We start from the raw sequence: 15,672 nt of genomic DNA on the forward strand, positions 1-15,672 counted from the left end.
GGCGTGGGGGCTGTTCTTGGTGTGACGACGGGTCGCGGTTCGCCGCGACGGCCGTCGGTGACGAGTTGGTGCCGGCGCAACACGATCGGCGGGGACGGGGCGGTGGCGGCGCGCCACCGCGGGACCCTCGGCGGTGAGCCCGTCCCGCTCGGCCGCGAGCAGGAGTTGGACCTCATCGACGTGCTGCGCGGGCGATGGCCCGAGGAGTTCGGCCTGGGCGACCCGCTGTGGACCCGGCGGAGCCTGGCGGCGCTCGTGGAGCACCGCTACGGGCTCGCGCTGAGCAGCGCCGACGCCGGCCGCTACCTGCGGGCCTGGGGCGTCTGGGAGCGCGAACCCACGGACCGGGCCTGCGCGCTCTGCGCCGACGCCGTGTCGCGGTGGATGGAGACGGACTATCCGGCAATCGCGCGCAGCGCGCGGCAGCACGGCGGCGAGGTGTTCTGGGTCGGGCGGACCCGGCTGCACGGCGTGACGCCGGCCGCCGACGTACTCTCGGCGGTCTCCAACCGGGGCCGGATGCGGTTCATGATCATCACGCCGGCGGTCGACCCGCCGCTCCCCCGCGACTTCCTGCTCCGGCTGCCCGGCCCGAACGGCCGCACCACGCACGTCGTGGTGGACGGGTCGTGGGCGCGGCGGGACTGGCCACGGCGCGTCTCCGCGCAGATCGTGCTCCACCCGCTGCCCAGTTGCGAACGCGCCGGCTGAGCCCCCAGACCCCGAGCGCCGGGGCGGGGCGCGGGGCCGGAGTCGGCGGCGGTGCGGCAACACCACCGGTACCGATTCGGCCCCGCGCCCACATGCCTGGTACTCTTCACTGGTCGCTGAGCCCCCGTAGCTCAGGGGATAGAGCACCGCCCTCCGGAGGCGGGGGCGCAGGTTCGAATCCTGCCGGGGGCACACCATAGATCTGCAAAATCGCAGCGTGATCGGTCGACGACTGCGCATTGACGCGGCCTTCGCGTTGACATAGTGCTCGTGTTGCTGTGGCCCAGGTACTCCACCTGGGCCACAGCCGTCTGCTCGTTGACCACCGGTCGTGGGGTACCGGCCGTGCCAGCGCCTCAGCCGCGGTGGCGTAGCTGGGCGGCTCGGTGGATGAGGTAGCGCTGTTCGGGAAGGCTCGCGGTCATCTGGGCGGCGCGTAGGTAGCAGTCGCGGGCGGCGTCGTGGTCGCCGGCTTGTTCGAGCAGGTGGGCGCGGACGGTTTCGAGGCGGTGGCTGTGGGCGAGCCGGTCGTCGGCGTCGAGGGTGCCCAGCACGGTGAGACCGGCGGCGGGCCCGTGGACCATGGCGAGGGCGACGGCGCGGCTGAGTGTGACGACGGGTCCGGGGTCGACTTGGGTGAGGACGTCGTAGAGGGCCAGGATTTGCGGCCAGTCGGTGTCGGCGGCGGTTGGGGCCTCGTCATGCAGGGCGGCGATGGCGGCCTGGATCTGGTATGGGCCGACCGGCCCGGTGCCTAGTGTGCGGGTGAGCAGGGCTTGCCCTTCGGCGATCGCCGAGGTGTTCCATTGGTCGCGATGTTGCTCGGCGAGGGGTATCAGGGAGCCGTCGGGTCCGGTTCGCGCGATGCGGCGGGCGTCGGTGAGCAGCATCAGCGCGAGCAGGCCGGCGACCTCGGCTTGGCCGGGCTGCAGCCGGTGCAGCAGGCGGGCGAGTCGGATCGCCTCGGCGGTCAGGTCGATCCGGGTCAGCTGCGGCCCGGAGGTGGCGGTGTGACCCTCAGTGAAGATCAGGTACAGCACGTGCAGGACGACCGTGAGCCGTCCTTCCCGGTCGGCGGGTGCGGGTAGCTCGAATCGGGCGCCGGCGTCGCGGATGCGTTGTTTGGCGCGGCTGATCCGCCGTTCCATGGTGGTCTGCGGTACCAGGAACGCCGCGGCGATCTGCGCGGTGCTCAGCCCGCCGACCGCGCGCAGGGTCAGGGCGAGCTGGGACGGCGGCGACAGGGCAGGATGGCAGCACAGGAACAGCAGGATCAGCGTGTCGTCGTCGGCGGGCGGCGGCCGGTTGGTGGGGTCCAGGACGGCGCTGGCTTCGCGGCGGCGGCGGGCATTGTCCCTGCGCCACTGGTCGACCAGGGTGCGGCTGGCGACGGTGGTCAGCCAGGCACCGGGGCGATCCGGGATGCCGTCGCGGGGCCATTGCCGGGTGGCGGCGAGCAGGGCTTCCTGGACGGCGTCCTCGCATGCGTCGAACTGGCCGTGTCGGCGTACGAGGGCGCCGAGGACCTGCGGCGCCAGGTCGCGCAGCAGGTCCTCGAACGGCTCGACCATGATCGGTGGCTCACATCTGCTGGGGCGGCTCGTCCATGATGCGCCGGACTTCCATCGGATACTGGGTGACCGCGACGACCTGCGAGGCGATCTCGACGGCCCGCTCATGGTCGCCGTCGATGATCCAGTATCCGGCGAGGGACTCCTTGATCTCGGCGAACGGGCCGTCGGTCGGGGTGGGCGTGCCGTCGGTGAACCGTACGGTGGTGGCGTGGGTGGGGTCGGTCAGGTGACGGCTGTCGACCACCTCGCCGGATTCACGCAGCTCGCGGTCCATGCGCATCATTGTGGCCTGCATTTGGGTGATCCACTCCGGGCTCCGGTCGGCGAGTGACGCGCCGAGCCCTCCGAACATCATGATCATGTACTTCACCGTTGTCTCCCTCCGTCCGGCGCCCGGTTCCGGGCGTCGGCTCCTGGTCGAAGCCGACGACCCGGATCCCGACATCCCCCCGCAAGAGATTCTGTCGCTGTCCCGGCCGGGCGGAATGTTTCTCGGCGGAGCATCGTGGCAGCCTGTTGCCGGGCGTGTCAGGCTCGGAACGGAGAGCGATGATCGTGGCGTCCGACGAGGTGCTGGCCGATCGGCTGCGGGAGCGGCTGCGCGGCCGGGCTGGGGTGACGAGAAGAAGATGTTCGGCGGGCCTCGGCCAGCATCTACGCCTGCTTCCGCAGCAAGGAGGACCTGTTCCGCAAGGTGATGGCGCTCTACGGCGCGACCGAGGGTGAGGCGCCCCGGCGCGCGCTGCGCGAGGAGCCGACCGCCCGCGCCGCAGTGCAGGCCATGCTGCGCCTCCATCGCGGGCACCGAGAGCGAACGCGTTCGCGGAGCGCTGGGTGGGCACCGTACGCCGAGAGTGCACCGACCGGATACTCATCGTCGGCGAACGGCACCTCGCGACCCTGCTCGCCCAGTACGCCCGCCACTACAACGGCCACCGTCCACATCGTTCGCTCGGTCAGCAGCCACCGACACGGCGGTCGGAAGTCGTTGACCTGACCGCTGCCCGGGTCCGACGGCGCTGAATCCTGGGTGGCTTGATCAACGAATATTCGCAGGCAGCATAGCCGAACCGACTTTACGGGCCCCACAGGTTCGGCCGCCACTGGTCCGCCCGTTCGGTCAGTGTGGAGCCTGCGGGTGAGGCGGTAGCGTGCCCCTCGGCAGTCACTTGCATCAATGGATATGCAGCTGGCGTCGCCAGCGGGGGAGGTAGGGATGACACGTCTGGTTCGCAGCCGCCGAACAGTCCTCAGCGCGGTGGTCGCCGGTATCCTCACCGCCGCGGCGCAGGCCGCCGTCGGTGCTCCTCCGGCGCAGGCTGCGGAAGCGAGCACGTCCGAGAATGCCGTCATCGTCTGGGACCGCAACGCGCAATCCGCGATCTGGGACGTGGCAGGCCAGCAGCCGCAGGTCCAGGCGCGCAGCTTCGCCATGGTGCACGGCGCCATCTACGACGCGGTCAACGCCATCGCCGGGACGCCCTACCAGCCGTACCTGACCGCGCCGACCACCAACGGCCGCGAGTCGGTGAACGCGGCCGTCGGCACCGCCGCCTTCCAGGTGCTCAGCTCCCTGTTCCCGGCCCAGCAGGCGCGGCTGCAGACGCAGTACGACCAGTGGCTGGCCGCCTTACCCGACGGCAGCGCGAAGCGGCGCGGAATCTCGGTGGGCAGCCGAACCGCCGCCGCGATGATCAGCGCGCGGCAGAACGACGGGGCGTTCGGCAACGCGGCCTGGCCCGTCGGCACCGGACCCGGCCAGTGGCGGCCCACCCCACCGACCAACGCCAACGACGGCGCATGGGTGGCCAACCTCAAGCCGTTCCTCATCCCCAGCGCGTCGATGTTCCGCTCGTCCGGCCCGCCCGCGCTCACCAGCGAGCAGTACGCCCGGGACTTCAACGAGGTCAAGACGATCGGCGCCGTCAACAGCAGCGTCCGGACGGCGGACCAGACCCAGGCCGCGATCTGGTGGCACGACCGGCACCTCGGCGAATGGGAGATCAAGCGCCAGCTCGCGACGACCCAGCGCCTGAACACCCTGCAGACGGCGCGGATGTTGGCGATGGTCGACCTCGCCGAGGCCGACGCGACGACCGCCTGTTACAACGAGAAGGCCGCCTGGATGTTCTGGCGTCCGGTCACCGCCGTCCAACTGGCCGACACCGACGGCAACCGGGCCACCGAGGCCGATGCCGACTGGATGCCGCTCCTCGTCACCCCACCGCACCCCGACTTCGCCTCCGGGCACGCGTGCTTCACCGCGGCCAGCATGCTGGCGCTGCGGTACTTCTACGGTCGCGACGACATCCCGTTCAGCGCCTACAGCGAGGCCTCGGGCACCACCCGGTCCTTCGGCAGCTTCTCCCAGGCCATCGCCGAGGTCATCGAGGCCCGCATCTGGGGCGGCATCCACACCCGCACGGCCGACGTCGAAGGCGCGAAGATCGGCGCCAAGGTGACCGCGTACATGATCAGCAACTACTTCCGTCCGCGGCGGTGACAGACCGGGCGTGCGGCCGAGGTGGACCGTCTTGCACCAGCGAGGTGGTCACCGACGCCGCCGCGTTCGTTGGCGGCGGCTAGCGCCCGAGCGCAGCCTGTATGCGCTGGCGACGGTGTTCTGCCCACTCGATAGTGACTGGCGGGCTGGGCGCTGCGGCAACCAGATCGACTGCCCTCTTTTCCTATCGGATAAGTATGTTATTCTAATGAGCGTGACTGCACGTATGACCAGCTCCTCCGGCGCCGCAGCCGCCGGGATGCTCGTCGTTCGGCGCTACGTCGACTTCCAGCGCACCCGGAGCGCGCTCTGTCGCTAGGCGAGGCCCTCCCCCGGCGCGTCCCGCGCCGCGGAGGACACGTGAATGGTTGATCACCGTCCGCTTCCTACGCCCCATGCCGGAGTCCACCATGACACTTGTGCCTGATGTCCTGCGCCTGCCCAGTCAGGGTGTGTACCCACCCGATCGCGAGCTCCGCCTGACGATCACGGTTCACCTCCGGGTTGACGGTGCCGCCCCTGACGGGAAGGCCCTGTTGCGACAGGTGGTCGAGCAGATCTCGGCCATCGGCACCCCCGGCCGGCCGGGCCACCTCGGGCCCGCCCGCTCCGACATCCCCGACGGTCCGGATGCTGTCCATATCTATCCTGATGCCCGAACTGTTACCCGGGGTGGCGTGCCGGTCGAGCTGTGCCGGCGGGAGTTCGGCCTGTTGCTGTTCCTCGCCGAGCACCCCGGCCGCGTGTTCACCCGCACCCAACTCTTGGACGCCGTGTGGAACCAGCCGTTCACGGGGCCGCGTACGATCGATGTCCACATTCGACGGCTACGGCACAAGCTCGGTACCCAACCGCCGTTAATCACCACGGTGCACGGTGTCGGTTACCGGCTCGCGGCCGACGCGTCCGTCGCCGTGGTGCGCGCCGGGCACGACGAGAACGGTGGCGCCAGCGTCTCCGTCGCGGCCCGGCGGCCCGCCCCCGGTTCCGCTCCTTCGAGGGCGGCCTGAGCACCCGCGGGCCACGCCAGGACATGCAGTCCTGCCGTGGCCCGCGCTTTCCGCGACCGGGAGACGGCGCCCTTCCCCAGCCAGCACCATCACATCAGTGGGAGGCGGCGAGGCTCGGCGAGGTCGATGAGGGTTGATCGGTGGTTGCAACCGCGGTGGTGGGGCTGTTCGGCGCGATCCTCAGGTGTACCGCGGCGTCGTTGCGCAGGCCCAGGGCCAGGAACTCGTTGCGGGTGAGGGTCACGGTGACGACCTGACCGGTGATGGTGGTGACCTCGACGCGGATCTCGAAGCCGACCCGGGTGATCCGGGTGGCCCGGCCGGCGACGGTCGACGGTTCCGGCCGGGTGTGGATCTGCAGGTCGTGCGGGCGGACCAGTTGGTCGTCGAGCTGGGTGACCGGGCCGAGGAAGCGCATGACGAACTCGTTGGCCGGGCGGTCGTACAGGTCGTCCGGCGAACCGGTCTGCTCCACACGCCCGTCGTTGATCACCACGATCTCGTCGGCGACCTCCAGGGCCTCCGCCTGGTCGTGGGTGACGAAAACGGTGGTCACGTGCACCTCGTCGTGCAGCCGGCGCAGCCAGTCCCGCAGCTCCTTGCGAACCTTGGCGTCGAGGGCACCGAACGGCTCGTCGAGCAGCAGCACCGTCGGCTCGACGGCCAGCGCCCGGGCCAGCGCCATGCGCTGGCGCTGCCCGCCGGAGAGCTGTGCCGGCAGCCGCTCGCCGAACTGCTGCAGGTGCACCAGCGCGAGCAGCTCGTCGACCCGGCGGTCGATCTCGTCCTTGGGCCGCTTGCGGATCTCCAGCCCGAAGGCCACGTTGCGGCGCACCGACAGGTGCTTGAACGCCGCGTAGTGCTGGAACACGAAGCCGACGTTGCGCTTCTGTGGCGGAAGGCGGGTCGCGTCGACACCGTCGATCTCGATCCGTCCGGTGTCGGCGTGTTCCAGCCCGGCGATGATGCGCAGCAGCGTGGACTTGCCACCACCCGAGGGGCCGAGCAGGGCCGTGAGCCGGCCGGACGGGATGCTCACCGACACGTTGTCCAGCGCGACGAAGTCTCCGAAACGCTTGCCGACGTGGGAAATCTCGATGCTCAACGCTCTTCCTTCGGCCTGAGAACGGATACGACGATGATGCAGGCCACGGCGACGAGGGCGAGGAGAAAGGCGGTGGCGTACGCGCCGGCCTTGTCGAAGTTCAGGTACTTCTCCTCGACCACGAGCGTGGACGTACGGGTTTCACCGAGCACGTTGCCGGACACGACCTTGACCGCACCGAACTCACCGAGCGAACGGGCGAGGCTCAACACGACTCCGTAGATCACGCCCCACTTGATGGACGGCAGCGTGATCCGCCGGAACGTCTGCAGCGCGTTGGCGCCGAGGCTGCGCGCGGCCTGCTCCTGCTCGTCGCCGAGCTCCTGCAGAACCGGCACGACTTCCCGGATGACGAGCGGCAGCGCCACGAAAACGGTGGCCAGCACCATGCCCGGCACGGCGAAGATGATCTGCAGACCGGCCGCTTCGAGGGTCGGGCCGAACCAGCCGTCCCGGCCACCGTAGACCAGGACCAGGGCAAGGCCGACGACGATGGGCGAGACCGACAGCGGCATGTCGAGCAGCACGTTGAGCGCCCGTTTGCCGGGGAAATGGTACCGGACCAGCAGCAGCGAGATCCCGACACCGAACACCGTATTGATGACCACGGCGGTCACCGCGATGACCACGGTGAGTCGCAGCGCGTGGACCACGTCGGGGTCGGTGAGGACGTCGGCGAGACTGGCGAACCCGTCGGCGAAGGTGTTGCGCCCCACCAGGTACAACGGCCAGGCCACCAGGAAGAACAGGTACGCCGTCACCACGAGCCGCAGGACGTACCGGCCCGGTCGGCGGCCGATGGGCGTACGGGCGAGGGTGGATCGGTCAGCCACGGCGCATCACCCTCCGCTGGATGACGTCGAGCACGACGATGACGGCCAACGAGATCGCCAGCAGCACCACCGCGACCGCGGCCGCACTGTCGGGGTTGTCGTTCTCGATGCTGGACAGGATCCGCACCGAGGCAACCTCCGTACGCATCGGCAGATTGCCGGAGAGCAGGACCAGCGAGCCGTACTCACCGACCGCCCGGGCGAACGACAACGCCGCACCGGCGGCGATGGCCGGGGTGACGCTGGGCAGGATGATCCGCCGGAACGTCGTGTACCGGCCGGCCCCCAGCGACGCCGCCGCCTCCTCGGCCTGCGGGTCGAGTTCGGCCAGCACCGGCTGCACCGTACGCACGACGAACGGCAAGGTGACGAAGAGGAAGGCGAGGAAGACCGCGATCCGGGTGTTGGCGATGTTGACGCCCAGCGGGCTGTTCGGGCCGTACAGCGATAGCAGCACCAGGCCAGCGACGATCGTGGGCAGCGCGAACGGGACGTCGATGAGGACCTCGAGCGCACGCTTGCCGAAGAAGCGGTCGCGCACCAACACCCAGGCGATCAGGGTACCCATGACGATGTTGACCAGCGTGACGAGTAGCGCGGTGCCCACGGTCAGCCGGATGGTGGCGGAGGTCTGCGCGTCCGTGACCGCCTGCCAGAACCCGTCCCACCCGCCCCCGGAGGCGGTCACCGCCACAGCGGACAGCGGGATCAGCACCAGCAGGCTGAACCACAGCGTCGCCACGCCGAGACCCAGGCCGGAGGCCCGGGTCAGCGGCAGGCCGGTCCGGGCCGGCCGGCGGTTGCCCGCCGGCCGGCCCGGGACCAGCGTCGTCGACGTCACTTGGCCTTCCCGGACGCCGCGATGACCTTGGTGACGATGCCGTCGCTCTCGTCGAAGAACTTCTTGGACAGCGCCGACCAACTCTCGAAGTCGTTCTCGACCGTCAGCAGCTTCTTCGGGGTGGGGAACGGGTTGTTCGGGTCGAGGGCACCCTTGACGCCGGTCGTGTCGACGCCGTCGATGATCGGCCGGAACCCGGCGAGGGCGAACTGCCGCTGGCCCTGCGGGCCGAGCACGAAGTCGAGCCATTCCTTCGCCTTCGGGTCGGCGTTCTTGAGAATCGCGCCCGGGTTCTCGATCACCAGGGTGGTCGCGGGCAGCACCCAGTCCAGTTCCTCACCCTTCTGTCGCGCGAGGATCGTCTCGTTCTCGTAGGCGAGCAGGACGTCACCGGTACCGCCGAGGAAGGTGGTGGTGGCGTCGCGGCCGCTGTTGGGCAGCGACACCACATTGGCGAAGAGCTTGGTGAGGAACTCCTCGGCCTGGGCGTCGGTTCCGCCGTTGCCGGCGATGTGCCCCCACGCGGCCAGGGCGTTCCACCGGGCGGAGCCGGAGGAGGCGGGGTTCGGCGTGACAATCCCGATGCCCGGCTTGATCAGGTCGTCCCAGCCCTGGATGTTCTTCGGGTTGCCCCTGCGTACGGCGAGGACCACGACCGAGGAGGAGACGATGCCCTTGTTCGGGCCGTCGTCCCAGCTCTGGTCGACCAGCCCGGCGTCGACCAGCCGGGTCACGTCGCTGGTCACCGAGAAATGGACGTAGTCGGCCTTCAGGCCGGCCACCACGGCGCGACTCTGGTCCCCGGAAGCACCGTACGAGGTCTTGAACCTGACGCCCTTGCCCGCATCGGTCTTGGCCCACTCCGCGGCGATCGCCTTGTTCGCCGCCTCGGGCACCGCGAAACCCACGACGTTCAGCGTCGTGCCCTGTCCCGCCGCGTGCCCACCTCCACACGCCGACACCGCCAAACCGGCGACGAGCGCGACCACGGCGGTGAATCGATATCTGTTCCTCACGGGGTCTCCATCCTTCTTCGCGACGCGTACGCACGGGGTGACGTTGCACGCGGCACCTGCTGATCTCGGTCGTCCGGCGGCCAGTCGGGGCTCAACAGGTCGGCGAGGCTGGCACCGTCGACGACCTCCTCGACGGCCCGGTGGACCGACCGCCAGACCTCGCTGAGCCCGCCGGCGACACCCTGATACGACGTGGCGGTGATGGGCTGTCCGCGCACCGCGGTAATCGCCCCCGACGGTGGCCCGCAGGACGTCGCCCACGGTGATCTCCTCCGGCAGGCGAGTCAGGCGGTAACCACCGTCAGCGCCGCGGAGGCTGTCCACCAGGTCGGCTCGACGCAGGTCGAGCAGGATGTCCCGCAGGAACGGATGCGGGATGCCCTGGCTCGCAGCCAGTGCGGCACCCTTCACCAGCTCCGGGTGCCGCGACGCCATCACGAGCATCGCCCGCATGGCGTAGTCCGTGCGCGCCGAGACGTACAGGGCCCCACTCCCGCCTACTCATATTCCCTACTTTGTATATAGGAATACTGGACTAGTGCGGCCCCGTCAAGGCCCGGCCGACTGACCGAACAGGACACTCCCCCTGCACGACGGCGTCCGCGAAGGGCGCTAGAGGGTCCGTACCACCTCGCTGGCGGGCAGGCGCGGCAGCCGCTCACACCACGCGTCCGGGCCCGGGCGTCCGATGTTGAGCAGGAGCAGCACCTCGTGGCGGCCATCCGGGAAGAACTCCCGCTCGACGGCGGCGGCGTCGAACCCGGCCATCGGGCCGGCGGCCAGCCCCGCCGCGCGGACGCCGACGATGAGGTAGCCGATCTGGAGGGCGGCGTTGAACCGGGCCTGCGCGGCGCGCTGGCGCCGGTCAGTGAGCCAGTCCTTCGCCTGCGGCCGGTGCGGGAACAACTCGGGCAGCCGCTCGTGGAAGTCCACGTCGGCGGCGAGCACCGCGGTCAGTGGAGCGCGCTGCGTCTTGGTCCGGTTGCCGGTGGACACGTACGGCAGCAGCCGGGCCCGCGCCTCGGGCGAGCGCAGCAGCAGCACCCGCAGGGGTTGGCCGTTGAGCGCCGTCGGCCCGTACCGGACGAGGTCGTGGATGGCCGCGACCTCGGCGTCGCTGACCGGGTCGGCGGTGAAGGTGTTCGGCGTGCGGGCCGCCCGGAACAGCAGATCCTGGGCGGCCCGGTCCAGCGCGAGCAGGTCCGCGGCGGCGACGCTCACTCGGCCACCGCCGGCTCGGCCGTCGTATACGCGCCCCGGTGGTACACCAGCGGGTCCCCGTCGACGCCGGCACCGAGCGCGAGGGGCTCGGCGATCACGACGGTGTGGTCGCCGGCCGGGACACGGCGGCGGTGAGGGCAAGGGCGCTCGCGGCGGCGGCGAGGGTACGCAGGACGGCACGACGGAATGAAGACATGGCGAAGCTCCTGGGTCTGTCCACGACGCGGTGGAAGAGGTCCCCGACGACGGGGGCGCGAGGGCACGCCGCTCCGCAGTGAGCGGACGAGCGGTGGAAGTGCGGCGAGGGACACCGACCTGTGGACCGGCCGGCTCGACGCCGGGGCTGGCAGGCGGTTCAGTCGGCCTGCAGCCGGGCCATCAGGTAAGGCGGCGCGGCCAGATCAGCTCAACAGAGCGCGCTCGCGTGCCGGACCAGGTCGACGTACACGCGAGCGGTAAGGAGAAGCCCGTCCCGCTGCGACATGCGCCCATGCTGACAGCGTGCGTTGCACCCGGTCAACGGTCTTCCAAAAGCGTTCACGGTCCCGAAACAACCACCTGAGATACAGGTTTCTTGCCGTCCCACAAGTCAGCCGAGCGTCGAGTGGTGCCGAGACGGGCGGGATCTCGGACGGTGCCTCACCTTGTGTCGTCTGGCGCTGTCCGCCGGCACCCGTCCCGGGGTCGCGCTACATCACGCCCAGACCAGCCGAAACCCACGATGAAAAACGCTCAGTAGGTCAGCGATCAGCTCGGCGTGGCCATACCCCGATCGCCAGTACTGCTGTAGCCGTGGCGGCGCCGAGTATGAACGGAGTAACGCCGGCATCGAGCATGAACGTGGCCACCATCCCCAACTGTCCGATGAGCAGTGCCGCTGCCAGCCGGATCAGGGCCACAGCATATAACCGCCCCACCTCCGATCGGGTCAACTGCCTGCTGACCGGCCGGGCCGCCCCGTAGATGAGTGCGGCCGGTATGGCGCTGCACAGGTAGAACACGAGGACGGGGGTCCCCCATCCCACCGTGGGCCCTATCGCCAGAACCACCACCAGGCCAAGCTGGAGATAGATGATCACAAACCCGCCCGCCAGCCAGCGAAGAAAGGTGACGTGGCGGTCAAGCGCGGGGTTGGCGATCATGGCAGGCACTGTAGACGAGGACGGCCGGTGGCGCGGACGACGATCGGGGCCCCTGCCCCGCCGCTGCCGCCTGTGGGCCCACCGTGTGAGGTCCCCCGTTTTCACGCAGTGGTGGTCACCGGGCGGCGGTTGGCATCGGCGCGGTGCTGGTCGAGTCTGGGTGATCGGCGTGGGTGCGTTGCCAGGCAGTCTCGTATTCGTGGGGCTGAGGTAACCGAGTTCGCGTTGGATACGGCGGGTTTTGTACCAGCCGTAATGGCAACCGAGGACGCCCGTACCAGCCGATGGCCGTCGAGCCGGGGAACCGAGATCAGCGCCTCCTTGAAGATCATGGCCGCTGCGGGCCTCGCGGTCAGCGTCACGACGGCCCGGCGATGCGTCCGGCAAGCCGTCGACCTGCTCGCCGCGCGTGCCAACGACCTGACCGCAGCGATACGGCGCGTCGCCGGGCCCCCGTACGCGATCCTGGATCGCACCCTGATCCCGATCGACCGGGTCGCGGACCAGAAGCCGTACTACTCCGGAAAGCACAAGCGGCACGGGGTCAACGTGCAGGTCACCGCCGACCGCAAGGGACGCCTCATCTGGGCCTCGCCCACTCTGCCCGGCGCCGGGCACGACCGACCGCCGCCCGCACCCACGGCCTGATCAACGCTCTGAGCAGCGCCAACGTGATGACCTACGCCGCCAAGGCAAACCAAGGCGCCAGCGGCAGCATCCGCACACGGTTCCAACGCCGCCGACACCGGCCCGGACTGTCCCGACGTCAGACACGCTCACTGATTAGATGATCGTCGCTGCACGAAGAAGCGAGGCAAGCGCCACCACCGAACCGATCGCCGTGAAGATAATGCCCACAGCTATGCCGGCTGCTGGATTTCTGCGACCGAGGCCAAAGCCGGTTTCTCTCAGCACCCAGTCCTCAGGTTCCGGCGGATTCCACCCGAAACGACGCCAGACGCGAATCGCGCGATGTATCTCAGCCGCGCCATACCCCGCAAAAAGAAGACCTCCGAGCACACCGAGCCGTGGGTACTCACCATCGCTTCGCGATGCGTAATTAACCACCTCGCCATAAGACCCATACACCTTGAGCATCACATCCATTTCGACCTCCAATCGCCCCTGAACCCCGGCTGCAACCCGGCCGATCATCCTACGAGTACAGCCAGCTCGGTGAACCCTGCCACCGCCTCCGGTCCCACCGCCTTGAAGGCCAAGCAATAACTACTGCCCACGGGATTCCGACTACCTTGCGCAGCCCGGGGACCAAATGTTTCCGGGCATCAGTGACGACCGGTAAAGAAGCAGTAACGTGCCGCGAGCGGACACCCGCACGATCAGCCAATCAGGACGGCGCGGGAATCGACGGGGGCCTGATGCCGCGGGCCGAGGACGGTTGGTCGGCCGTGGCGGCGGCGCGTACGACGACCGAACCGCGAACGCGATCACGGTGAACGTGCCGGACGCCCGCACCGGGTTCAACTCGCTGGGCCTGCCGCCGCTGACCGTGCAGAGCTGGAACGCCAGCGCGGGCGTTCCACCGAGGGGGTACACGCCTGGTGGCAGCGACTGACGGCTACCGGATCAGCCCGGAAAGCACGAGTCCCCCGACCGCCCTCGCCTTGCTTATCCATTCGGACTGCTACCGCTCCCCCGAATCCCGCTGACGCCGACGGGCGATGCGCACCCCGCCGTTCGCGTACCATCGCGCGTTCCCGGCGTCAACCGCGGTGACCCACGGCTCACCCGGTCGGAAGTGAGGCTCGTTACCGGCCGGCCGCCGCGATCCGCGCGGCCAGTCCGTCGAGCAACAGCTCGAGCCCGTACGCGAACCGCTCCTCGACGGCGGGGTTCCAGATGTGCCGGCCGAGCGCGGTCGCGCCCGGGTAGCGCGCCGGATCGAGGGCGTCGAAGCGGGCGTGCACCTCGGCCAGCGCCGCCGGGTCGAACGCGCGCCGCACGTTGCGCCCGTCGAACGCCGCCGTCGCCTCGAAGCCGATTACGTAGTGGACCAGTGTGAACCAGGCGTGCCCGGCGTCGGCCCCGCGCAGCCCGGCCCGGAGCAGGGCGCGGGCCCAGGCGTCCAGCGTGCGGGTCGAGTTCGGACCGAGCGGGTCACGGGTCTTGAGCAGGCCGGCAAGGCCGGAGTGCGCGTGCAGCGCGGCCCGGAACCGGTGGGCCAGGGCGGTGAGCTGCTCGCGCCAGGGCAGCTCCGGGTCGACGTTCGTGTCGAAGTCGCCGAGCACGCGTTCGAGCAGGGCGTCCAGCAGCGCGTCCTTGCTCGGCACGTGCTTGTAGAGGGCGCTCTGGGCAACGCCGAGCCGGGCGGCGAGGCGCCGCATCTGCAGCGCCTCGGTGCCCTCGGCGTCGATGAGCTCCACGGCCGCGTCGATGATGCGCGCCATGGTCAAACCGGCGACTCGGGTCGGCCCGGATCGCCGGGCAGGAGTGGCCGGACGGCCGACTGCAGGAGCTTTGTGTAATGGCATCGTCACGGCAGGCAGTCGGTTCGCCGACAACTGGACCTCCTTGACGGTGAACCACGGTCACCATAGTGTGCCCACGCTTGGTGAACGTTGTTCTGCGTACCCCTGTAGGACGCGAGCACACAGGATAACCCAGAAAGAGACCCCCATCACATGAACCGCATCGATGTTCCCCTCCCCGATGCAGTCACTCTCCGTGGTCGCAGCATGACGACGAGCGCCGCCGAGGGTCGGGCGTGAGCGGGCTCCGCCGCACCGCGGCGCGGCAGCCGCGGCGGCAGTGGCCGTACATGAGCCTGGTGTCCTACCTGGGCGCCGCGGTCGCGCTGGCGCTCGGCCTGGCGGTCTGGCAGACCGTGCCCGCGGCCGCGAGCGACGCGTACGGGATGCGGGCCTGTGACCGGCTCGGCGCGTCAACGGGGTGGCCCCCGGCCGGGGTCGCCCAGTCGGTGTGGACGGTGGGGCGGCACGCCAAGACCGACACGATCCGGGAGCACGCCGAACGCCTGCACGCCGCGGCCCCGACCGAGACGCCGATCGCCCCGCCGGGCTGGGAGCAGCTGCTCTTCGACATGATTGACGCCTGCGTGGCGGCCGGTTGGCAGCCGCCGACCCCGGCCCCGAGCACGACCACCAGCACCCCGACGGAGTAGCACGATGGCTCTCGACGACGGCCCGGTGCGCCCGGCCACCCCCGGCGACCTGGCCGCGATCGCCGCCATCTACGCGCACTACGTCGAGACCAGCATCGCCACGTTCGACGAGGTCGCCCCGACCGTCGCGGACTGGGAACGCAAGGCGGCCGACCTCGCCGCGCGCGGCCTGCCCCTGCTCATCGCCGACGACGGGGAGGTCGCCGGCTACGCCTACGCCGCGCCGTGGCGACCGAAGCCCGCGTACCGGCACACCGTCGAGGACAGCATCTACCTGGCCCCCGGCCACACCGGCAAGGGGCTGGGGCGCGCCCTGCTGGCCGCGCTGCTGGACCGCTGCGGGGCGGCCGGCGCCCGGCAGGTGATCGCGGTGATCACGGACAGCGGGGATCCCGGCTCGCTCACGCTGCACCGGCGGCTCGGGTTCGTCGACGCCGGCCGGCTCACCGCGGTCGGCTTCAAGCACGGACGCTGGATCGACACGCTGCTGCTTCAGCGCGACCTCACCGACGCGACGGCGGATGGCCCAGGGCCACGCTAGCGTCCGGCGTCGATAGCCGGCAGGGACGCCGAG

The 15,672-nt window shown here is 70.1% G+C and carries 18 protein-coding genes, 1 tRNA gene and 2 pseudogenes; 9 read left to right on the forward strand and 12 right to left on the reverse strand.

The genetic code is table 11. The features are described 5' to 3' along the window. The first annotated feature begins 84 nt into the window (after window positions 1–84). Window positions 85–711, forward strand: a complete 627-nt coding sequence (locus BLW47_RS09875; RefSeq protein WP_091555723.1) for a winged helix-turn-helix domain-containing protein — start codon at window positions 85–87, stop codon at window positions 709–711. A 120-nt stretch (window positions 712–831) separates the two neighbouring features. Beyond that, window positions 832–903 (forward strand) — tRNA-Arg (locus BLW47_RS09880). A 164-nt stretch (window positions 904–1,067) separates the two neighbouring features. On the opposite strand, the gene BLW47_RS09885 is transcribed toward BLW47_RS09880, so the two are convergent. Together BLW47_RS09885 and BLW47_RS09890 are read right to left on the reverse strand one after the other, a co-directional pair. Further along, window positions 1,068–2,282 carry an RNA polymerase sigma factor gene (locus tag BLW47_RS09885; RefSeq protein WP_091554812.1) on the reverse strand — a complete coding sequence of 405 codons (1,215 nt, stop codon included), beginning with the start codon at window positions 2,280–2,282 and terminating at the stop codon, window positions 1,068–1,070. Window positions 2,283–2,292: 10 nt separating this feature from the next. Beyond that, complete coding sequence (locus BLW47_RS09890) at window positions 2,293–2,646, reverse strand: YciI family protein (protein ID WP_245736600.1); 354 nt, start codon at window positions 2,644–2,646, stop codon at window positions 2,293–2,295. A gap of 473 nt (window positions 2,647–3,119) precedes the next feature. Here BLW47_RS09890 and BLW47_RS09900 point away from each other — a divergent pair, with 473 nt between their 5' ends. The 3 genes from BLW47_RS09900 to BLW47_RS25780 all read left to right on the forward strand — a co-directional run bounded on the left by BLW47_RS09900 (window position 3,120) and on the right by BLW47_RS25780 (window position 5,798). Then, window positions 3,120–3,308 carry an integrase core domain-containing protein gene (locus BLW47_RS09900; RefSeq protein ID WP_091554818.1) on the forward strand — a complete coding sequence of 63 codons (189 nt, stop codon included), beginning with the start codon at window positions 3,120–3,122 and terminating at the stop codon, window positions 3,306–3,308. A gap of 193 nt (window positions 3,309–3,501) precedes the next feature. Then, entirely contained in the window at window positions 3,502–4,788 is a 1,287-nt protein-coding gene (locus BLW47_RS09905; RefSeq protein ID WP_091554821.1) for a vanadium-dependent haloperoxidase, read from the forward strand. Between the two features lie 419 nt (window positions 4,789–5,207). Next, window positions 5,208–5,798 (forward strand): winged helix-turn-helix domain-containing protein, encoded by a 591-nt coding sequence (locus BLW47_RS25780; protein ID WP_281247247.1) that lies wholly within the window; start codon window positions 5,208–5,210, stop codon window positions 5,796–5,798. A 94-nt stretch (window positions 5,799–5,892) separates the two neighbouring features. On the opposite strand, the gene BLW47_RS09915 is transcribed toward BLW47_RS25780, so the two are convergent. From BLW47_RS09915 to BLW47_RS09950, 8 genes and pseudogenes are all read right to left on the reverse strand, one after another. Beyond that, on the reverse strand, window positions 5,893–6,903 hold the full coding sequence (locus BLW47_RS09915) for a sulfate/molybdate ABC transporter ATP-binding protein (RefSeq protein ID WP_091554825.1): 1,011 nt from the start codon (window positions 6,901–6,903) through the stop codon (window positions 5,893–5,895). Then, a complete protein-coding gene (locus tag BLW47_RS09920; protein ID WP_217634823.1) occupies window positions 6,900–7,736 on the reverse strand; it encodes a sulfate ABC transporter permease in 837 nt (278 codons plus the stop codon). Before BLW47_RS09920 ends, BLW47_RS09915 begins: the two co-directional genes overlap by 4 nt. Continuing rightward, on the reverse strand, window positions 7,729–8,577 hold the full coding sequence (cysT, locus tag BLW47_RS09925; protein ID WP_091554827.1) for a sulfate ABC transporter permease subunit CysT: 849 nt from the start codon (window positions 8,575–8,577) through the stop codon (window positions 7,729–7,731). The genes BLW47_RS09920 and cysT overlap by 8 nt, the downstream gene beginning before the upstream one ends. Next, entirely contained in the window at window positions 8,574–9,593 is a 1,020-nt protein-coding gene (locus BLW47_RS09930) for a sulfate ABC transporter substrate-binding protein (protein ID WP_091554829.1), read from the reverse strand. Before BLW47_RS09930 ends, cysT begins: the two co-directional genes overlap by 4 nt. 288 nt (window positions 9,594–9,881) lie before the next feature. Continuing rightward, window positions 9,882–10,046, reverse strand: a pseudogene (locus BLW47_RS25920) (Rrf2 family transcriptional regulator); the annotation flags it as partial. A gap of 159 nt (window positions 10,047–10,205) precedes the next feature. Beyond that, the gene (locus BLW47_RS09940; RefSeq protein ID WP_091554831.1) at window positions 10,206–10,814 is read right to left on the reverse strand and encodes a malonic semialdehyde reductase; all 609 of its coding nucleotides are present in this window, start codon (window positions 10,812–10,814) and stop codon (window positions 10,206–10,208) included. Between the two features lie 406 nt (window positions 10,815–11,220). Then, window positions 11,221–11,298 carry a putative leader peptide gene (locus tag BLW47_RS26035; RefSeq protein ID WP_425435388.1) on the reverse strand — a complete coding sequence of 26 codons (78 nt, stop codon included), beginning with the start codon at window positions 11,296–11,298 and terminating at the stop codon, window positions 11,221–11,223. 256 nt (window positions 11,299–11,554) lie between these two features. Then, window positions 11,555–11,956, reverse strand: coding sequence for a hypothetical protein (locus BLW47_RS09950; RefSeq protein ID WP_139307212.1), 402 nt, complete (start codon window positions 11,954–11,956; stop codon window positions 11,555–11,557). A 357-nt stretch (window positions 11,957–12,313) separates the two neighbouring features. Here BLW47_RS09950 and BLW47_RS09955 point away from each other — a divergent pair. After that, window positions 12,314–12,726 (forward strand): annotated as a pseudogene (locus BLW47_RS09955) (transposase family protein); the annotation flags it as partial. A 13-nt stretch (window positions 12,727–12,739) separates the two neighbouring features. Here BLW47_RS09955 and BLW47_RS24665 read toward each other — a convergent pair. After that, window positions 12,740–13,063 carry a hypothetical protein gene (locus BLW47_RS24665; protein WP_139307213.1) on the reverse strand — a complete coding sequence of 108 codons (324 nt, stop codon included), beginning with the start codon at window positions 13,061–13,063 and terminating at the stop codon, window positions 12,740–12,742. Between the two features lie 292 nt (window positions 13,064–13,355). On the opposite strand from BLW47_RS24665, the gene BLW47_RS25070 reads away from it, so the two are divergent. Continuing rightward, window positions 13,356–13,532, forward strand: coding sequence for a hypothetical protein (locus BLW47_RS25070; protein WP_175543573.1), 177 nt, complete (start codon window positions 13,356–13,358; stop codon window positions 13,530–13,532). 193 nt (window positions 13,533–13,725) lie between these two features. Here BLW47_RS25070 and BLW47_RS09960 read toward each other — a convergent pair whose 3' ends face one another. Next, the gene (locus tag BLW47_RS09960) at window positions 13,726–14,364 is read right to left on the reverse strand and encodes a TetR/AcrR family transcriptional regulator C-terminal domain-containing protein (RefSeq protein ID WP_217634824.1); all 639 of its coding nucleotides are present in this window, start codon (window positions 14,362–14,364) and stop codon (window positions 13,726–13,728) included. Window positions 14,365–14,681: 317 nt separating this feature from the next. Between BLW47_RS09960 and BLW47_RS09965 the strand changes: the two genes are divergently transcribed. Then, a complete protein-coding gene (locus BLW47_RS09965) occupies window positions 14,682–15,098 on the forward strand; it encodes a hypothetical protein (protein WP_091554839.1) in 417 nt (138 codons plus the stop codon). Window positions 15,099–15,102: 4 nt separating this feature from the next. Then, window positions 15,103–15,639 (forward strand): GNAT family N-acetyltransferase, encoded by a 537-nt coding sequence (locus BLW47_RS09970; RefSeq protein WP_091554841.1) that lies wholly within the window; start codon window positions 15,103–15,105, stop codon window positions 15,637–15,639. Window positions 15,640–15,672 lie beyond the last annotated feature (33 nt).

This window comes from Micromonospora pattaloongensis (genome assembly GCF_900107255.1).
Lineage (GTDB): Bacteria > Actinomycetota > Actinomycetes > Mycobacteriales > Micromonosporaceae > Micromonospora_I > Micromonospora_I pattaloongensis.

Coding starts and splice junctions, on each gene's coding strand:
- BLW47_RS09970 (WP_091554841.1), top strand. CDS start 15,103: ATGGCTCTCGACGACGGCCCGGTGCGCCCGGCCACCCCCGGCGACCTG.
- BLW47_RS09890 (WP_245736600.1), bottom strand. CDS start 2,646: ATGATCATGATGTTCGGAGGGCTCGGCGCGTCACTCGCCGACCGGAGC.
- BLW47_RS26035 (WP_425435388.1), bottom strand. CDS start 11,298: ATGTCGCAGCGGGACGGGCTTCTCCTTACCGCTCGCGTGTACGTCGAC.
- BLW47_RS09905 (WP_091554821.1), top strand. CDS start 3,502: ATGACACGTCTGGTTCGCAGCCGCCGAACAGTCCTCAGCGCGGTGGTC.
- BLW47_RS24665 (WP_139307213.1), bottom strand. CDS start 13,063: ATGGATGTGATGCTCAAGGTGTATGGGTCTTATGGCGAGGTGGTTAAT.
- BLW47_RS09960 (WP_217634824.1), bottom strand. CDS start 14,364: ATGGCGCGCATCATCGACGCGGCCGTGGAGCTCATCGACGCCGAGGGC.
- BLW47_RS09885 (WP_091554812.1), bottom strand. CDS start 2,282: ATGGTCGAGCCGTTCGAGGACCTGCTGCGCGACCTGGCGCCGCAGGTC.
- BLW47_RS09950 (WP_139307212.1), bottom strand. CDS start 11,956: ATGATCGCCAACCCCGCGCTTGACCGCCACGTCACCTTTCTTCGCTGG.